The organism is Paraburkholderia lacunae, from assembly GCF_003353175.1.
Classification (GTDB): Bacteria; Pseudomonadota; Gammaproteobacteria; order Burkholderiales; family Burkholderiaceae; genus Paraburkholderia; species Paraburkholderia lacunae.
In genome coordinates this window covers 285,208-301,428 of sequence record NZ_QHKS01000008.1, presented here as the reverse complement: position 1 = coordinate 301,428, position 16,221 = coordinate 285,208, and the positions used below count along the sequence as shown (strand labels likewise).

The 16,221-nt window shown below is 62.4% G+C and carries 15 protein-coding genes; 5 read left to right on the top strand and 10 right to left on the bottom strand.

What is annotated here, in order from left to right; genetic code table 11:
- The first annotated feature begins 714 nt into the window (after nucleotides 1–714).
- On the top strand, nucleotides 715–1,383 hold the full coding sequence (locus tag DLM46_RS40940; RefSeq protein ID WP_115101503.1) for a zinc-binding dehydrogenase: 669 nt from the start codon (nucleotides 715–717) through the stop codon (nucleotides 1,381–1,383).
- 242 nt (nucleotides 1,384–1,625) lie between these two features.
- Here DLM46_RS40940 and DLM46_RS14920 read toward each other — a convergent pair whose 3' ends face one another.
- Both DLM46_RS14920 and DLM46_RS14915 read right to left on the bottom strand, forming a co-directional pair.
- A complete protein-coding gene (locus tag DLM46_RS14920; RefSeq protein WP_115101502.1) occupies nucleotides 1,626–2,081 on the bottom strand; it encodes a GNAT family N-acetyltransferase in 456 nt (151 codons plus the stop codon).
- 210 nt (nucleotides 2,082–2,291) lie between these two features.
- Entirely contained in the window at nucleotides 2,292–2,630 is a 339-nt protein-coding gene (locus tag DLM46_RS14915; RefSeq protein WP_115101501.1) for a YkgJ family cysteine cluster protein, read from the bottom strand.
- A gap of 281 nt (nucleotides 2,631–2,911) precedes the next feature.
- Here DLM46_RS14915 and DLM46_RS14910 point away from each other — a divergent pair, with 281 nt between their 5' ends.
- Complete coding sequence (locus DLM46_RS14910; RefSeq protein WP_165847981.1) at nucleotides 2,912–3,706, top strand: DUF899 domain-containing protein; 795 nt, start codon at nucleotides 2,912–2,914, stop codon at nucleotides 3,704–3,706.
- Between the two features lie 94 nt (nucleotides 3,707–3,800).
- Here the strand turns inward: DLM46_RS14910 and DLM46_RS14905 are convergent, their stop codons facing one another.
- On the bottom strand, nucleotides 3,801–4,988 hold the full coding sequence (locus DLM46_RS14905; protein ID WP_244306224.1) for an MFS transporter: 1,188 nt from the start codon (nucleotides 4,986–4,988) through the stop codon (nucleotides 3,801–3,803).
- A gap of 372 nt (nucleotides 4,989–5,360) precedes the next feature.
- Here DLM46_RS14905 and DLM46_RS14900 point away from each other — a divergent pair, with 372 nt between their 5' ends.
- The 3 genes from DLM46_RS14900 to DLM46_RS14890 all read left to right on the top strand — a co-directional run bounded on the left by DLM46_RS14900 (nucleotide 5,361) and on the right by DLM46_RS14890 (nucleotide 8,467).
- Nucleotides 5,361–6,368, top strand: coding sequence for a LysR family transcriptional regulator (locus DLM46_RS14900; RefSeq protein ID WP_133300341.1), 1,008 nt, complete (start codon nucleotides 5,361–5,363; stop codon nucleotides 6,366–6,368).
- Nucleotides 6,349–6,528 carry a helix-turn-helix domain-containing protein gene (locus DLM46_RS14895; RefSeq protein ID WP_244306220.1) on the top strand — a complete coding sequence of 60 codons (180 nt, stop codon included), beginning with the start codon at nucleotides 6,349–6,351 and terminating at the stop codon, nucleotides 6,526–6,528. The genes DLM46_RS14900 and DLM46_RS14895 overlap by 20 nt, the downstream gene beginning before the upstream one ends.
- A gap of 286 nt (nucleotides 6,529–6,814) precedes the next feature.
- Nucleotides 6,815–8,467, top strand: coding sequence for an FAD-dependent oxidoreductase (locus DLM46_RS14890; protein ID WP_115101498.1), 1,653 nt, complete (start codon nucleotides 6,815–6,817; stop codon nucleotides 8,465–8,467).
- A gap of 87 nt (nucleotides 8,468–8,554) precedes the next feature.
- Here the strand turns inward: DLM46_RS14890 and DLM46_RS14885 are convergent, their stop codons facing one another.
- From DLM46_RS14885 to DLM46_RS14855, 7 genes are all read right to left on the bottom strand, one after another.
- The gene (locus tag DLM46_RS14885; protein ID WP_115101497.1) at nucleotides 8,555–10,240 is read right to left on the bottom strand and encodes a purple acid phosphatase family protein; all 1,686 of its coding nucleotides are present in this window, start codon (nucleotides 10,238–10,240) and stop codon (nucleotides 8,555–8,557) included.
- Nucleotides 10,241–10,475: 235 nt separating this feature from the next.
- Complete coding sequence (locus tag DLM46_RS14880; RefSeq protein ID WP_115101546.1) at nucleotides 10,476–11,675, bottom strand: porin; 1,200 nt, start codon at nucleotides 11,673–11,675, stop codon at nucleotides 10,476–10,478.
- A 69-nt stretch (nucleotides 11,676–11,744) separates the two neighbouring features.
- Complete coding sequence (locus DLM46_RS14875; protein WP_115101545.1) at nucleotides 11,745–12,227, bottom strand: TIGR00725 family protein; 483 nt, start codon at nucleotides 12,225–12,227, stop codon at nucleotides 11,745–11,747.
- A gap of 70 nt (nucleotides 12,228–12,297) precedes the next feature.
- Nucleotides 12,298–13,113, bottom strand: a complete 816-nt coding sequence (locus DLM46_RS14870; RefSeq protein ID WP_115101544.1) for an ABC transporter permease — start codon at nucleotides 13,111–13,113, stop codon at nucleotides 12,298–12,300.
- 25 nt (nucleotides 13,114–13,138) lie between these two features.
- Nucleotides 13,139–14,239 carry an extracellular solute-binding protein gene (locus tag DLM46_RS14865; protein ID WP_115101496.1) on the bottom strand — a complete coding sequence of 367 codons (1,101 nt, stop codon included), beginning with the start codon at nucleotides 14,237–14,239 and terminating at the stop codon, nucleotides 13,139–13,141.
- 26 nt (nucleotides 14,240–14,265) lie between these two features.
- Nucleotides 14,266–15,312: an ABC transporter ATP-binding protein gene (locus DLM46_RS14860; RefSeq protein WP_115101495.1), complete on the bottom strand. Its 1,047-nt coding sequence runs from the start codon at nucleotides 15,310–15,312 to the stop codon at nucleotides 14,266–14,268.
- 4 nt (nucleotides 15,313–15,316) lie between these two features.
- Nucleotides 15,317–16,048: an ABC transporter permease gene (locus DLM46_RS14855; RefSeq protein ID WP_244306222.1), complete on the bottom strand. Its 732-nt coding sequence runs from the start codon at nucleotides 16,046–16,048 to the stop codon at nucleotides 15,317–15,319.
- Between the last annotated feature and the right edge of the window lie 173 nt (nucleotides 16,049–16,221).

The window sequence follows — 16,221 nt, the reverse complement described above, 5'->3', positions numbered from 1 at the left end:
TCAGAATATGAGTTACCTGAATCAGGAAGCGCTCGGGATCAGTGCCTACGCTTTCGTCTGGCGAAACGAATCATGGTCGCAGGCTGAGGAAAACCGCTTTTTCATTCACTTCATAGACTTCCGCTGCTCGCGTGCGCCTTGCCGTCCGACGTAGCAATATTCGCAAACCGATACATGAAAGGACTTTCAGCGTCGGATATCAGCGCCAACAAATGCTGCCCCGCACCTGACCCCGGCTACTTTGAAGATAGATGACTGGGGGGGAAGGCGCCGTGAGTGTTTTTCCGCACGAGTGTCGCTTCCGTATTGTGCGGAAGCGCCTATTCAGACATACGAGAAAATGCATTCTTCCAAGGCTCCGACCGCGATACCCGGTTTTTCGGCGGCGAACGGCGAAAAACGGCGAAAAACGACACCCTCGACCACTGTCCGGGCGATGCATTGCCCGATCCAAGGTTAACAATCCGGCAATACACGTTCTTATTCAGCCAGGGGATGAACGTGTACTCGTCCTACGCGTTGCTACCGATATAAATCCAGTAGTGAAACCTTTGAGAATCGACGGCATGCGAGCGATGCCACAGATATCGACGCTTCGGTTGCATCAATCCCCCGAGAGTTGTGCCTGATCCTGCAAACGCACGCACAGGCGAATCTATCTGGGGCTACCATGGAAGGACTGGTACAGATCCCGGATCGGTTTCGTTGCTCACCATGAGATTCCATGCCTTCGATGAAATTTCCCAGCTGGTCGCCCGTCATGCGAAAGACGAAGGCCGGAACGCCACGTCTATCGATAGCCTGATGGTAGGGCGGTACACATTCTGTTCACCGTCGCTCCATTGCCCGCAATCGCCGACGTTCGGGATGGTGGTACAGGGTCGGCAGAGCATCGAACTCGGTGGACACGTCGAACATTACGGTGTCGGCGACTACCTGTTTGTGTCGTTCGATGTTCCGGTGGCATTCCGGGTTATGGAGGCTAGCGAGGAACAGCCGTGTCTTGGGCTAGGTATGGCGATGGGCGGAAATACGCTCGAAAAATCACTGCAAGTGCTCAAGCCGGGTGGCAAGCTCATTGGGATCGCCGGTCCGCCCGATCCTGATTTTGCTAAGCAGATGGGTGCCTCCTGGTTCCTGAAAACGGCGATGCGGTTTCTAAGCTATCGCATCCGAAAGGCAGCGGGACGTCGTGACGTCGGCTATTCATTCCTCTTTATGCGTGCCGATGGAGGCCAGCTAGCCCAGATCGCCAAGCTCGTCGACGTCGCTGCGATAAGGCCTGTGATTGATCGGATTTTCCCGTTCGAATCAACGCAGGAGGCATTGGCTTACGTCGAAACAGGACGTGCAAAGGGTAAGGTCGTCATCAAGATCCGATAGTAGAAGGGATCGCTGTTTGTTTCCGCGCAGAGGCAACGGCGCTTGCTCGACGTGAAGTTCTTGTAACGTCGAACATCACCGTCCGTTGCCAGCGTGGAGCCGACCTTCAAACGTCCACGGAATACTCGAGCGGAATGGCCGTAGCTGGCCGAACTCGGCAGCACATAGTCAGCCATTTGCGATGCTCGAACGTCTGTAGCCGACACCAACGACCGGCCGCGTCCTATGAAAGCCAATCCAAACTAGCTTTCTACTTTAGGCTGGCTTGGCTGACGCACGTAGTAGATGTCCCATTCTGCTTCGTCACTCTGTATGAAGCCATGCCGCTGGTAGAAGCGGTTTGAATCGCTGCCGCGTAAAGCACCCAGGTGGATTGGCATGCGTTGCGCGTCGGCGTTCGCGAAGACATCCCGCAAGACGGCTGCGCCGATTCCTTTCCCTTGATGCTCCGGCAAAATGTAAAGGTGGTCCAAGAGCCAGTGGTCTTCCTGTGGGCGAATCAGGATGAAGCCTGACTGGACACCATCGACCTCTATGAATCGACACAGCGCGGGGTCGAAAGACGCGAGGAAGCGCTCGCGGGCACGTTGCGGGTCGAAACGACCGATTCGCTCCAAGCTCTCGCGCATCGCGGCGATACGAATGGCAACCAGTGTGTCGGCATCGGATTGGGTCGTAGGAGAGAAGGCGATGTTCATTGGGAGCGGTTTCTGTTGCTGGCGCAGAACGCCTCAGTGAATGCGTGAGCGATGTTGTCGCTGACGCGAAAGTGCGCTGGCCGCCATTAGAACAACCCTAGCCGCACATTCGCAGCCTTTCGCATCCACAGGCTTCGTACGTTCACCATGATTGGAGGACCTCAGCCGCCGATCGCTGATTTGTGTCAGACGCTACCCAACGCGACATCTTCACGAAACGCCTTCAGGCGGAGCCGCGGCTTCAATCGCGTCAAGCCCATGAGCAAGCCGCGCCTGATTGCATCGGTCGGTGCCAGCCTCGAAGTCGCGGCAAGTAGTGGAACGGAGTTCGTAGATGGAGCAAGCCACCGAGCATCCGATCTCGCCGGTCAGCGCAACGCAGCGGACCGGCTTCACTTCGGTACCGCGCATCGCGACGCGGTGGGGTGAAACGGGAACCGTCAGCGCTTCGGGAACGCTTCCCAGCGCTTGCAAATCGGTTTCGCCCCAATAAAACGATACGCGGAAGTGCGCGCAGCAGGCTCCGCATGCCTGACAAACTTGACTCATAAGGCGACGTGGAAAGGTGGACTATCTGCGCCGACGCGCAGCGGCTCCCAAGCCGTGCGTGTTGTCCAAGGCGCAGACCATACATCGATTCTAGCAGCGCGCCGCGGCTGTAATCAGCGACTCACTCCATCGGAATATCGCCACACTTGTTACTCCCAACGTTCGATTTCCGGTGCCAGACTATCTCACGGTGACCAAGCGATGAGCAGCGAATGGAATCGCGCTTCAGCCACGAGGCGCGAGGCGCGAGAAATCACCCCAATCAGGAGATTGCAAAAACCATGACTACATCAGCCGAGAACGGACGGCAAGGCGGACAGCCTGCCATGCACACTCCACCGGTCGTGTCGCCGCAGGCGTGGGAGGCGGCTCGCGAGCAGCTGCTCGTGAAGGAAAAGGCCCAGACCCGCGCCCGTGACGCCCTGGCCGCCGAGCGCCGGCGAATGCCGTGGATGGCGGTGGAGACGCCGTATGCGTTCGAGGGGCCTGCGGGCAAGGCCAGCCTGCTCGACCTGTTCGACGGTCGGCGTCAGCTGATCGTCTACCGCGCCTTCTTCGAGCCGGGAGTGTTCGGCTGGCCCGACCACGCCTGCCGGGGCTGCTCCATGGTGGCCGACCAGGTCGCCCACGTCGCCCACCTGAACACTCGTGACACCACCCTTGTCTTCGTCTCGCGTGCGCCCCAGGCGGACATCGCGCGGCTGAAGGCGCGGATGGGCTGGCAGATACCGTGGTTCACCCTCACGGACGGCTTCGACGCCGACTTCGGCGTGAACGAGTGGCACGGCACCAACGTGTTCTACCGCGACGGCGGTCAGGTGTTCCGCACCTACTTCATCAACAACCGCGGCGACGAGCAGATGGGGGGCACCTGGAACTACCTAGACATCACACCGTTGGGCCGGCAGGAGGTCTGGGAGGACTCTCCCGAGGGCTATCCTCAGACCCCGACCTACAAGTGGTGGAACTGGCACGACAGCTACGTCGCAGATGCAGCGCCCGACAAGAAGTGGGTCGAGGTATCGGACGCCGGAGAGGCGGCGTTCCGGAACCAGGACACGAGCACGAAGCCATAAGCCAGGCCTGCTCCGGTGGATCCGACGGGCGGTGACGGTCGGTCTGAAGGATCCACCACCCTGAACGGCCAACTACGACGATCATCGCTGGCTGCTACCAGTCCGTCGCCGCGCGAATGCCTCGCGCCCGCCATGGCTCGGCCTGTGAGGTTACGAGCAGGCCAACTATCAGGAAAATCGGCAAGCAACTGAGCAAAACAATTCGCTGTGGCGAAAACCCAAGCGTTAGCAAAATCCCGCCGATTGCCGGGCCGACCACTGCGCCGACCCGACCCGCCGCAGCGGCGCAGCCAACCCCGGTCGGGCGGAGAGCCGGCGGATACGCCATGACGGCTAACGTTGCCTGCCCGACGCAGGCGCTTGTCGTGCCCGCCCCTATCCCGGCAATAAGCAACAACACAACGCTCTGATCTACCGTGAGGAGACCAAGGCATGCGATACATCCGATTGCAAGACATGCGGTAAAGATCAGCGATCGCTGCACACCGTATCGCCCGACAAACAGCAACAACGCCATATTGCCCGCGACACCGCCAATTGCACCGGCTGTGGAACCTACGGCCGCACTCGCTGGCGAAAAACCGTACGACACCAGCAAGGTCGGTACCCAGAACATGAATTGATAGGTCACGAGAAAAGCGAGGAATGCAATGGACCAGATAAGGGTGGTCGCAAGCGCGAACTGATGCTGAAACAACGCTACGATGCTGGATGACTCCGCCGTCTGCGGCGTCGCCTCGCGTATTGGTGAAGCGTCGGTTTCCCGATTGTCGGTTCCGCTTAGTGCAACCCAGACAAAAGGCAATAGCGCGAGCGGCAGTACACCACCTGCGATGAAAACCGACTGCCACCCGTGATGCGCGATCAGGAAAGATGCCAGCAAGCCTCCCAGCGCGGCGCCGGCTGACAGGCCCGTCGTGGCGGCGATCGTTGCTGCTGCGCGAGATTGTTCGCCTGCATGGTCGGCGGTGCAGGAGATCGCGGCCGGCACAACCCAGCCGAGGCAGACCGCCGTGACAAAGCGCACTGCCGAGATGCTCATGATGGAACCAGCAAACACGGTGCCGAGCGACAACAACGCAAACGCCACCGTCGCGAGCACAATCACCCTGCGCCGGCCTGCGCGCGCCACTAGTGCACCACTCGACAGATAGCCGACGACCGCGCCGATACTCGTCGCAACAAAGGCGGGCGTGAGGGCCGCATGGGCGATGTTCCATTCGCGAGCGAGCGTCGGCGCGACGTAGGCAATCGAGGCCGTGTCGAAGCCATCCACCGCCATGACGCAGAAGCAGACAAGACCGATAATCCATATCTTCGCGTCGATCCTGGATGGCGCCGACGCGGTTTGCACAGGCAACACAGGTTTCATGATTCGGTTCTTTTCGTAGGTTGAGAAAGGCAATGCACGCCGCGGCTATAGTGAGTCTCTGTCGAACGACATCAGAAACGGCTGCGCGTCCGAAAAGGCACGCCAGTCATCGGTGCCGGGCTTGCCGGTTCGAACGAAACTCGCGATGCCGGCGCTAAGTCTTTCCACTGCCACTCCGCTTGAAAAAGGTTGATCTGTCCATCGCACTCCTGCCGATATAATCGGTTCGATATTCTGCTTCTGGCAGCAACGGGTACGGCTTCAACCCAAGTCTGCTGGCACTTGGCGCGCCAAAAAAACGAATTAACTGGCAAGGGACATGAAGAAACGTCATGCCCGGGAAAACACTCAATGGAAGACACCAGAAAACGCGTGGGGCACCTGAAAATGCGACACCTTTCGGTTATCTACGAAATCGGGCGCACAGGGAGTCTGCAAAAAGCGAGTGAACAACTGGCGCTTACCCAGTCCGCAATTTCAAAGGCGCTTACCGAAGCGGAAGCGCTGATGGGGACGCAACTATTCGAACGCACGCCGTTCGGTTCGCGCGCGACCTTGCAGGGCGAAGTGCTCATGCGGTACAGCGCCAAGGTCATGGCCGACCTCGAGCGCGCGGAAGACGAATGCGACGCCGTATCCAGAGGCGAGTCGGGCAAGCTGACGGTAGGTGTATTTACACCGCTCGGATGGTGGGAGGCGCTGTCCCGTTGCGTGAACGTGTTCGGGAAAGTGGCGCCGCGTGTGGGCCTGACGCTGCGGCAGGCGTCAATGGAACAATTGCTGTCCGAACTCGAAGCGGGTGATGTGGACCTGGTGATTGGTCGCTGGAATGACATCAGCCGCCCCGGTGTCCTGCGTGCCGAACCCTTGTTTCACGATGGCGGTCCCGCGTTCGTCGGGCGGGCGCATCATCCGCTCGCCGGTAAGAATGTCACCCTCGAAGAACTGGCGGCGTTCCCGTGGTTTCTACCGGAGGGACCGAGCGTGTTGCTGACGAATCTGCGTAACGCACTGGATGTCGCGCGAGTGCCGCTGCCGCATCGCGTGATCTACTCACATGTCTACACGATCAATCTCGCGATCTGTGCACATACCGATACGATCGCCTTATTGCCGGGCTTCGCGATCGATGAAATCGGCACATTGTATGGACTGCGCAAGATTGGCTACGCTCCGCCGTTCGGAACGCTTTCGCTCTCGGCCATCTGGCGGGAGGATAGGCCGGGACGGGAGGTGGCTGAAAAGTTCGTTGCCCAGCTCAAAGCGATTTGTGAGGAAGGTGCGTCTTGATCGCGCGCGTCAGGCCATTCGGGAGAGCACGCCCGAGGTTCGCGTCGCGACCATCGCACTGGATTGCGGTTTCACCCATTTCGGCCGGTTCGCCCAGAGTTACCGGGAGCGGTTTGGCGAACTGCCGTCGGAAACGCAACGGCGCGAGCCACTTCGTTGACGAGCGATATAAGCGATCGGTCTCCAGCGAATAAACATTCGCATCCGAAAGTCCTATACTGGCTCGGTCTGCCTGTTGTCTGTCGCGCAGCTGTAGTGTGCGTTCGCACACCTATTCAAGCAGTATTGGTACGCTCGCTGCGGGAAGGCTAACGGCATTGTGCCCGCCTCGGATCGAACGCCAGGTGCTGAGCCGTCTGCTCGCGCATATTCTTTTGGCGAGACGGACGACCTGAAATCAGGTAGACCGAGCGAGCGTCACCTCAATTGCCTGTCTGGACGAAGCCATGCTGACCATCGACGAAATCCGGGCGATTCCACTGTTTTCAACACTCCCTGACAACGAACTGGAGCATCTCGCGCACACGTGCGCAGACCTGCATCTGTGCGCGGGCGAGTTCGCAGTTCACGAAGGTGGCGAGCGCGCGCTGTACGCCGTCGTGTCCGGCAAGATGGAAGTCATCAAGACGTTCGACGGCATTGAGCGCACGCTGGGCTGGCGTCTGCCCGGAACCATCTTTGGCGAAGTGCCGCTCGCGCTAAGTTCGCCGTTTCCAGGCGCCTATCGGGCCGCGGAGCCGTCGCGTGTCCTGCGCGTGGACGCTCAGCGTTACTACGCACTGGCTGCGGCGTCGCCGGACATTGCGTTCAAGATGGGCGCCCTTGCGCGCGAGCGCATCGGCGGACTGCAGGGTCTCTCCGCCGAGCCGCCCAAGATCCGCGTGACCATGATTGGAAGCCGCTGGGACACTGCTTGTACCGCGTTGCGCCAGTTCCTCGCCCGCAACCAGATCAGCTACGACTGGATGACACCGGATGCGCCCGAACTGCCGGCGCGCTGGCCTGGAACCTGTCCGCCGGAGCAGGATTGCCCGGCATTACGACTGGTCGACGGGACGGTGCTGAGCCGGCCTGCGACACGCGAGCTTGCGCAATTGCTGGGCCTGCAGACACAACCTCGCCTCGCCGAATACGACACGATGATCATTGGCGGCGGGCCGGCCGGTCTCGCTGCGGCAGTGTACGGTGCGTCGGAAGGCTTGAGTACTGTGGTGCTGGAGCGCGAAGCGCCAGGCGGGCAGGCCGGGACCTCTTCGCGTATTGAGAATTACCTCGGCTTCCCCAACGGTGTGTCGGGCGACGAACTGGCGAGCCGTGCACTGCAGCAGGCAAGGCGGCTCGGTGCGGAGATTCTGGTGACACGGTCTGTCGCTCGAATCGATGTCGCCGGGCGTAGCGCTCACCTCGACGGAGGCGACGTCATCCGGGCGCGAACGATCATCCTCGCGACTGGCGTCACGTGGCGCCGCCTCGCGATCGACGGCTTCGACCGGCTCATCGGTAAAGGCATTTACTACGGCGCATCACGCAGCGAAGCGAGCACTACTCACGGACTCGACGTCTATCTGATCGGGGGTGGAAACTCGGCCGGCCAGGCAGCGTTGTACTTTGCCAATCATGCGCGCATGGTTACGCTTCTCGTGCGAGGCGATTCGCTGGAGAAGAGCATGTCTCGCTACCTGGTCGAGCAGCTTCGCGGGAAAGAAAACGTAGGAGTGCAACTGCGATCGGAAGTAGTCGGTGCGCACGGCGATACCCATTTGACGGCGATCGACGTACGCGACGGACTGAGCGCAGAGGTGAGTCGACACGACTGTGGCGGATTGTTCGTGTTCATTGGCGCCGATGCGCAGACTGAGTGGTTGCCGGCGGAAATCGCACGCGATGGGCGCGGATATGTTCTCACCGGCGACGACGTCGTCAAGGCGGGACGCTGGTCCCATAGCCGGGATCCCTACCTCCTCGAATCGAGTGTTCCCGGCGTATTTGCCTGCGGCGACGTGCGCTTGAGCCCGGTCAAGCGCGTCGCTTCAGCGGTCGGCGAAGGCAGCATGGCGATCGCGTTTGCGCACAAATATCTACAGCACGACGCCGGATAGCGCTGGGTGCTACGGCGAGGCGTTTGCGTGCGGCCGTAGCCCGTTTCGATCGAGTTTGAGCGTCCGCCTCGCGAGCGGCTCGACACCTCACTCGCGCCGCTTTTTCTTCAACTCGATAGTTTCAAACAACTCATAGTTCTGGGTCGGCGTTTGATCCGCACCCGGTGCATGGTAGTAGTTCATCGTGATCGTGGTGTGGCCGCCCGGTTGCCCCGGATCATGATCGAACACCGCGATGCCGTAGCCCGTCCCGGTATCCCGTTGCGCCGACCAGATCGCATCCTCGACGGCATCCGCGCTGGCACGTGCAAAGGTGCCCGCCGTCGCTCCGGGAGCCGGACGATTCGGCCGCGTGAAAATGCGCGCCTGCGGCAGCCCGGTACCGAGGTCCACGCCATAGACATCCAGCGGCGCGCTCGTCCCGCCGCCGCCGAGAATCAAATGAATCGTCCCATGGCTCGTATCGAACGACGTCGCCCCCGCTGCCGCCGGCGCAACCGGCCGCGGCTGCAACGTATCCACCACCCGACCCGTGGCGATGTCGGTGCCCTTGTTGTGATTGCAGCCGCGCACGGGGTAGCTGCGCTCGTAGTCGTGGTCGTGACCGCACAACACCAGGTCCACGCCATAACGGTCGAACAGCGGCAGCCACGCCTCGCGAATGCCCTTATCAGACCCGTTGCCGGTCTTCGATGAACTCAGTGCGTCCTGATGCATCTGGACAACGATCCAGTCGACTTCGTCCTCTTCAGCCGCGTGGCGCAATGTCTTCTCGAGCCAGCGCGTCTGCTCGCCGCCGCTATATCCGCGGATATAGAACGAAGTGCCCGGCTGAATCGGCGGATTGCCGGTGCTCGCCGCGGGCACCAGCGGATTCGGACCGGCAACGAACGCCGCTGCATCCTGATAGACCACGTCATCCGCATCGAGCGAGATGAACAGCACCGAGCTGACGCGGAAGCTGTACCAGCGGCCCTGGAAACGCGTGTGATTCTCGGGCAGCGTGTAGCGCGCGAGATAGGACGAGAGGCCCTGTTCGCCATTGTGAAATTCGACCTCGTGATTGCCCGGGCAAGGCATCCACGGCCGCTTCGCTGCGGAAGTCTGGCAGTTGTTGCCGAAATCGCGCCACACGTCCGGCTGGTGCGTCGGATTCAGATTGGCATAGCAGAGGTCGCCATTGAGCAGGTGGAATAGCGGCTCAAAACGCTCGACCGCGTGAACCGCGAAGCGGCTTTGCGGCGACGACAACACCCAACCGGTATTGGGCGTCGCGAGATCGCCGTAGCTCGTCCAGCGAAACGGCGCGCGGCCTCGCGGCGCGGTGCGAAAGCTCGCGGTGAAAGGCTGGGCCGCGTTGCTGTCGTTGTCGGCGCTCACCTCGTACTCGTAGTGCGTATCGCCCATCAGACCATGCAGACGCGCGTGATAGGTGAACACGACCTCGCCGTTGAGGCCATCGGTATACGTGCTTTGCACGCCGGGCACCGTCGTTTTCGTCTCGCCGGTGCGGCCGAAGCGCACCTGAGGCTTGACCGCCTGCGCCAGCGACGCCCACGACACCGTGACCTCCCTCGTCGGATCGTTGCCCCATGTCAGGTGGATCTGCTCCGGCGTGCCGTCCGGTGTGCCGTTCGCGGCACGCGCCATCGATGAAAGACTGCCCGCGGCCGTAGCGAGACTGGATGCGCCGGCCAACTTCAAAAACCCACGGCGCGAAACGGTAGCGGCCTGATCGGAGGGTGAGGTGTCAGCGGTTTTCCTGTTCGACATGTCGGTATTTTTGGACGGTGGTGGAAGGACGCCAATGCGTACGCCGGTCGCACGGTGCTATGTGAGCCGCGCGTGCAGTGCTCGACCAGGGCGTGCTGGACGTGACCAGCCATCCTAGTCGCGCAGCTATGACAGCGCGATGAAATGTACGCGTATGAATGCGGAAGGTGCACGATTCGATGAGGCAGAAGTGCCCCATCGAACGCCATGCACCTGACTCGCAGCGGCTCCGCCGTTAGAACGTCTGGCGAATACCCACGCGCACGAGTGTCTGCGCATTGCTCGCTGACGAAATGCCGTTCCCCACGTCGCCGACCGAAGCCGTCGCATTGACCAGGTTGCCGAATGCGTCGAGCGTCTTGCCGCTGGCCTTCTGATACCCGACCAGTCCATAGAGCGCCGTGCGCTTGGACAGGAAGTAATACGACGCGAAGTTGAACTGGTTGTACTTCGGAGCGGACCCGCCGTTGATCGAACTGCCCCGCGTGTAGTCGTAGCCGGCGGCGAGGCGCAACGCGGGCGTCGCCTGATACGCCACGGTCAGGCCCGCCGAGTTGAAGGTCTCCTTGCCGTTGAACAGCGAGAAGCTGCCGGCCTTGTACTGCGTGTTGCTGTACGACACACCCAGCGTCACCGGGCCGATCTGATACGTGCTCGCCGCCGCGATGATCCGCTGATTCTCGGCCGATGCAAAACCTTCGTTGATCGACGACGCAAACGTGCCGTCATACGCGCCCGTCCACGCGCCGCCGTTGGCGCCGTAGGTGTTGTTCGCCAGCATGTAGGCCGCGCCGATGGCGAACGGACCATGCGCATACTGGCCGCCCAGGCTCCACGTGCTCTGATTCTTGACGCTGCCCGCCTGATTGCCGAACCCATATAGCGCGCCAAACCGGAACCCGGCGAAATCCGTGCTCGTGTACTTGATCGAGTTGTTCTCGCGCGACTGGTTGTCGATGTTGTCCAGATCGCCGGGGTGCGCGCCCATGCCGGTGAGGAACGTCCCCGCGCTGATCGTGCCGACGAAGTCGACGATCGGATCGTACTGGCGACCCAGCGTGAGCTTGCCGAACTTCGTGCTCGACAACCCCATCCATGCCTGGCGGCCGAACTCGCGGCTACCCTGCCCCAGCTGGCCGGTGCCGATATTGAAGCCGTTCTCCAACTGGAACACCGCCGACAAACCGTCGCCCAGGTCTTCAGTGCCCTTGATGCCCCAGCGATCGCCGGACCACGTGCCGCTGGCAAACGCATAGTTCGACGCGTTGCTATAGACGATCGGCTTGCCCGCCGCCCCCTTGGTCTGGGCAACGCGTTGGCCGCTCGTATAGCCGAGGCCGGCGTCGACGATCCCGTAAAGCGTGACGCTGCTCTGCGCGTGTGCGGCAAACGAGATGCTGCTCAACGCGAGACAGGTGAGTGTGGTCTTTTTCATCATGATAAGTAGGCCTATTTATTGAACACAAAACATCGAATTGATTCAGTTACGCGTTCCTTCAGAACCTCAGACGTGCGGATTGATGACCTGCGGCTGGTCCGCGGATACAAGCCAGTTCGCGACGCGGGTGACGAGCGCGTCGACGTCTTCGAACACCTCTGCCCCGCTCACCTGCGGTGCGTCGAGCAGCGTGAAGACAGGTTTTTCCCACTGCAGGCCAAGCGCCATTTCGGACAGCGTGCCCAGCCCGCCGCCTATCGCGATCAGACAGAGCGAGGCGCGCGCAATCAGCGCATTACGCGTGATCCCCATTCCGGTCGGCAGCGCCACGGTAAGAAACGCGTTGGCCTCGTTGGCATCGTCCTCGGGCAACAGTCCGATCACGATGCCGCCCGCGCGCGCAGCGCCAAACGCGGCCGCTTCCATCACCCCGCCTTTGCCGCCGCAGAGAATCGCCATGCCGGTGCCGGCCAATGCAGAACCGAGGGTTCTTGCTGCCTGCAGTTGTTCTACCGTGGCCTCCCGTGGCCCGATCAGTCCAATCGGCATCGCGTGCCGCGTCGGACCTGCCTGGCGGATCGCCAGTCTCTGCAGCGCCAGGTAAGCGGCGGCGGACCATTCAGTGTTGTCGTTGCCGTGCAAGGCATTCCCCCAGTGCCAGAACACTCGTACAGACCGCCATCAGCACCAGCGAAAGCGCGGCGGCCTGCGGAAAATCCGTCTGTCCATCGGAAAGTTTCAGGTACATCAGTAGCGGCAGGATGTTGATCTGCGTCCCGGCGAGCGCGAGCGCGGTACCGTAGGTGCCCAGCGCAATCGACGTGACGAGGCACCACGCCGAGGCGATCGAGGGCCACAGTTCCCGCAACGCCACGTCGAAGAGCGCCCGCAGCGGCGTTGCGCCCAGCGTCAGCGCAGCTTCGATGGGGCGGCGGTCCAGGTTGGCAAGCGCCGGATAAAGCATCAGCGCGACGCGTGGAATCAGGTAGTACGCATAGGCCGCGACCAGACCCGCGGTCGTGTAGATCAGCGCCCCGACCGTGGCCGGGTCGGCGCCCATGCGTGCGAAAACACTCGTCACGAAGCCGGCACGGCCGAAAGCGAGAATGAACCCGTACGCAATCACCAGCCCGGAAAACGCCAACGGCACACCGAGCAGCGCCAGCATCCAGCCGCGCCGCTGCGGCGGTTGTCCAGCCAACACCATCGCGAGCGGCAGCCCCACCATCAGCGACACGGTGCCGGCGGCGAACGCCAGCGCCAATGAGTGTCCGAGCGCACTGACCACCAGCGGGTCGCGCGCCAACCGCACGAAAGCCGCACCGTTCCCCTCGCCCGCCGACACCAGCAAGGCGCCGAGCGGCAACGCAAAGAACAGGGCAAGCAGCAGGCCCGCCGGGACGGCGCCGAAGCGGCGCGCGAGCCCTTCGTTCATCGAGGACACACCCATCTGCGGCCCCTTATTTCGCGAGCGCGGCCTGCGCCCACAACTGGTCGACCTCGGCCTTCTTCGCCGCGGCCTTGACCACGTCGAGCGGGTGCACCTGCGGCACGTCCGGCATCTTCGCGCGCATCTCCGCCGAGAGCTGCACGTCAGGCACAGCAGGACGCACGTAACCTTGCGCGAACAGCGCCTGGCCGACGTCGCTCATCACCAGGTTCAGCCAGAGCCGCGCCGCGTTCGGATTCGGGCCGTCCTTCACGAGGCTGATGGCGTACGGTGCGGACACCGTCGCTTCCTGTGGAATCACCACTTCGGCGGCGTCGCCCATGCCGTCGGTGTACTTCGCTTTCAGGCCGTCGTTTTCGTAGCCGATGAGGATCGGAATCTCGCCCTTGACGAACTTCGCATACGGCGTGGTGCCTTCGACGCGCATCACGTTGCCCGCTTCGCGCAACTTGCCGAAAAAGTCGGCACCCGGTTTCGGATTGTCGACGCCGCCGCCGAACGCATAGGCCGCCGCGAAGACCGCGACCTGGCCCTGTCCAGTCGAACGCGGATCCAGATAGACCACCGAGTTCCGGTACTCAGGCTTGAGCAGATCGGCCCAGCCGTGCGGCACATTCTTCACCAGCTTGCGGTTGACCAGAAAGGCGATGTTCAGCGAATGGACCGTGAACCAGCGGCCATCGCGCTCGCGAAACACCGGCGGCAGCTTGTCGAAATTGACCGGCTTGAACGGCGCCACCACGTCCTTGTTGACTGCCTCCAGCGCGGAGGCGGCGAAGTAATACGCGGTATCGGCCTGCGGTCGCCGCCGGGCCTTGTCCAGCGCAACCACGGTCGCCGCCGAGCCGATATCGTTGTACGTAATCTCGACCTTCGGATAACGCTTTCTGAATTCGGCGAACAGCGCCTTCCAGTTGGCCCATTCGGGACCGGTGTCGAACGAGACGACGAGTCCCTCGTCCGCAGCCTTCGCGTACAGCGCGTCTTCTCCGGAATAAAGGGGCGCCGCCGGCGCGGCGTGAGCGCCAGTCACCGCCGTCAGCGCCGACAGCACGCAAGCGAATCCGGCAACCCGGCGGACACGCGACAAAAGACTAAACCCTGCAAACATTCTGGTTCTCCGTCAAACAAGGTGAATTAACGACATTGACTGGCCTGCGCGGGCAAGACGCGCAGATGTTCGGGATCGATGGCAATGGCGTGTTCGGCGAGACGGCGCCCCTCGCACAGCAACGGCGTCAGCGCGGAATCCGGAACGAAGTCATAGCGGCACGTCGCGCCGAAATAGCGCACCTCCGCGCGGCGGCCGGCCATCCGGTTGACCGCGCTCGCCGGCGGATCGGGCTGCACGTGTTCGGGACGAACCAGTACGTCGACCCGCTCGCCGGGGCGAAATGCGCCGGTATCGGCGGACAGCTTCGCGAAGGAGACGTCGACTGCGCCGTTGGCTATCACGCGTCCCGACATCACGCTCGAATGACCGACGAAACGCGCAACCTGCGTCGATACCGGCCGATCGTAGAGACGCTCCGGCGTATCCACCTGCAAGACGCGCCCGCCGTCGACCACGGCGACCCGGTCCGCCAGGCTCAGCGCTTCGTCCTGATCGTGCGTGACCAACAGCGTGGTGGCACCGCATGCGCGTTGCAGCGTGCGAATCTCGTCGCGCAGCTGCTGGCGGATGCCAGCGTCGAGCGCGGCGAGCGGTTCGTCGAGCAGCAACACCTTCGGTTCGAACACCAGCGCGCGAGCCAACGCGACGCGCTGCTGCTGGCCGCCCGAGAGCAACGTCGTACGCCGCGCGGCGTGTTCGGCAAGACCGACCCGTTCGAGCATCTCGAGCGCACGCGCGCGGCGTTTCGCGGAATCGACGCCGCGCATGCGCAGCCCGTAGGCCACGTTGTCCACTACGCTCAGATGCGGAAACAGCGCGTAGTGCTGGAACACCATGCCGACCTCGCGGCGCCACACCGGCACGCCCGCCACGTCGCGTCCGTCGATCGCAATCCTTCCCTGGTAGCCGTTCAGCAAACCCGCGGTGAGCCGCAGGATCGTCGACTTGCCGGAACCGCTGCGACCCATCACGGCCAGCAGTTCACCCGGCGCAACCGACAGCGTGACGGCATCGATACCGTGCTGCGCGCCGGGATAAGTAAAACTGACGTTGTCGAAATGAAGGCTCATCGTGTCACTTGATTCGTTGAACAGTGTTGACCGATACCAGGGTCGCGATCACCGCGAGGCAAAGCAACACCACGGTGGCGGCGCACGCCATGCCGGTCGCGCCGTAAAAGGCCTGCAGCAGCACCACCGGATAGTTCCGGTAACGAAAGCCGGCGATCAGGTTGGACACCTGAAATTCGCCGATCGATAGCGCGGCCACCATGACGAGTCCCGAGAACAGGCTCTGCCGGAGGTTGGGCAAGACAATCGTGAAGAACTGCCGCAGCGGCGTCGCGCCGAGCGTCGCCGCGCACGCTTCGAGGCGCGCGATATCGAGGTGGCGCAGATCGGCGAGCAGCGTCTGCGTGAGGTACGGCAGCGTCAGCACCGTATGAGCGGCGATCAGCAACGGCAACGATCCGAGCCACGGCAGCGTGTCGCCGCTGAAGATGGCGATGTAGCCGAAACCCAGCGTGAGCGCGGGCACGCCCACCGGCAACAGCGCCACCAGCCGCGCCGTCATGCCGTGCCCGGAGAGCGAGCGGTAGTGCAGCGCATACGCGAGCGGCAGACCGATCACGGCAGCGGCACAGCAGCAGGCCAGCGCGACCATCAGGCTCACGCCGAACGAACGCCGGAAGCTCGTGTTGGCGTCGAGATCCGCGAACCAATGTCCGGTGATGCCGGTCGGCAGCAACGTATTGGTCCACGTTTCGCCGAACGCGCCGATCAACAGCAGCGCGATCGGCAACAGCATGTAGAGCGCAAAGAGCACCGCGACGAGCTGAAGCGCGACGCGTCCGGCCGACACCGAACGTCGGCTGCGGTGATGAGCGGGAACACGAGGCTGGATGGCCGGTGCGGCGGGCGTTTGCATGCAGGCATTCCTCGGGAAACGGACTGAAGCCCACATGTCATGGCTGGACTCAG

Bases quoted from the DNA above. Each gene is read 5' to 3' on its own strand.
- DLM46_RS14855 (WP_244306222.1), bottom strand. From the start codon at position 16,048: ATGCTGTTGCCGATCGCGCTGCTGTTGATCGGCGCGTTCGGCGAAACG.
- DLM46_RS14880 (WP_115101546.1), bottom strand. From the start codon at position 11,675: ATGAAAAAGACCACACTCACCTGTCTCGCGTTGAGCAGCATCTCGTTT.
- DLM46_RS40940 (WP_115101503.1), top strand. From the start codon at position 715: ATGAGATTCCATGCCTTCGATGAAATTTCCCAGCTGGTCGCCCGTCAT.
- DLM46_RS14905 (WP_244306224.1), bottom strand. From the start codon at position 4,988: ATGGCGGTGGATGGCTTCGACACGGCCTCGATTGCCTACGTCGCGCCG.
- DLM46_RS14860 (WP_115101495.1), bottom strand. From the start codon at position 15,312: ATGAGCCTTCATTTCGACAACGTCAGTTTTACTTATCCCGGCGCGCAG.
- DLM46_RS14915 (WP_115101501.1), bottom strand. From the start codon at position 2,630: ATGAGTCAAGTTTGTCAGGCATGCGGAGCCTGCTGCGCGCACTTCCGC.
- DLM46_RS14920 (WP_115101502.1), bottom strand. From the start codon at position 2,081: ATGAACATCGCCTTCTCTCCTACGACCCAATCCGATGCCGACACACTG.
- DLM46_RS14875 (WP_115101545.1), bottom strand. From the start codon at position 12,227: ATGCCGATTGGACTGATCGGGCCACGGGAGGCCACGGTAGAACAACTG.
- DLM46_RS14910 (WP_165847981.1), top strand. From the start codon at position 2,912: ATGACTACATCAGCCGAGAACGGACGGCAAGGCGGACAGCCTGCCATG.
- DLM46_RS14870 (WP_115101544.1), bottom strand. From the start codon at position 13,113: ATGAACGAAGGGCTCGCGCGCCGCTTCGGCGCCGTCCCGGCGGGCCTG.
- DLM46_RS14885 (WP_115101497.1), bottom strand. From the start codon at position 10,240: ATGTCGAACAGGAAAACCGCTGACACCTCACCCTCCGATCAGGCCGCT.
- DLM46_RS14865 (WP_115101496.1), bottom strand. From the start codon at position 14,239: ATGTTTGCAGGGTTTAGTCTTTTGTCGCGTGTCCGCCGGGTTGCCGGA.
- DLM46_RS14890 (WP_115101498.1), top strand. From the start codon at position 6,815: ATGCTGACCATCGACGAAATCCGGGCGATTCCACTGTTTTCAACACTC.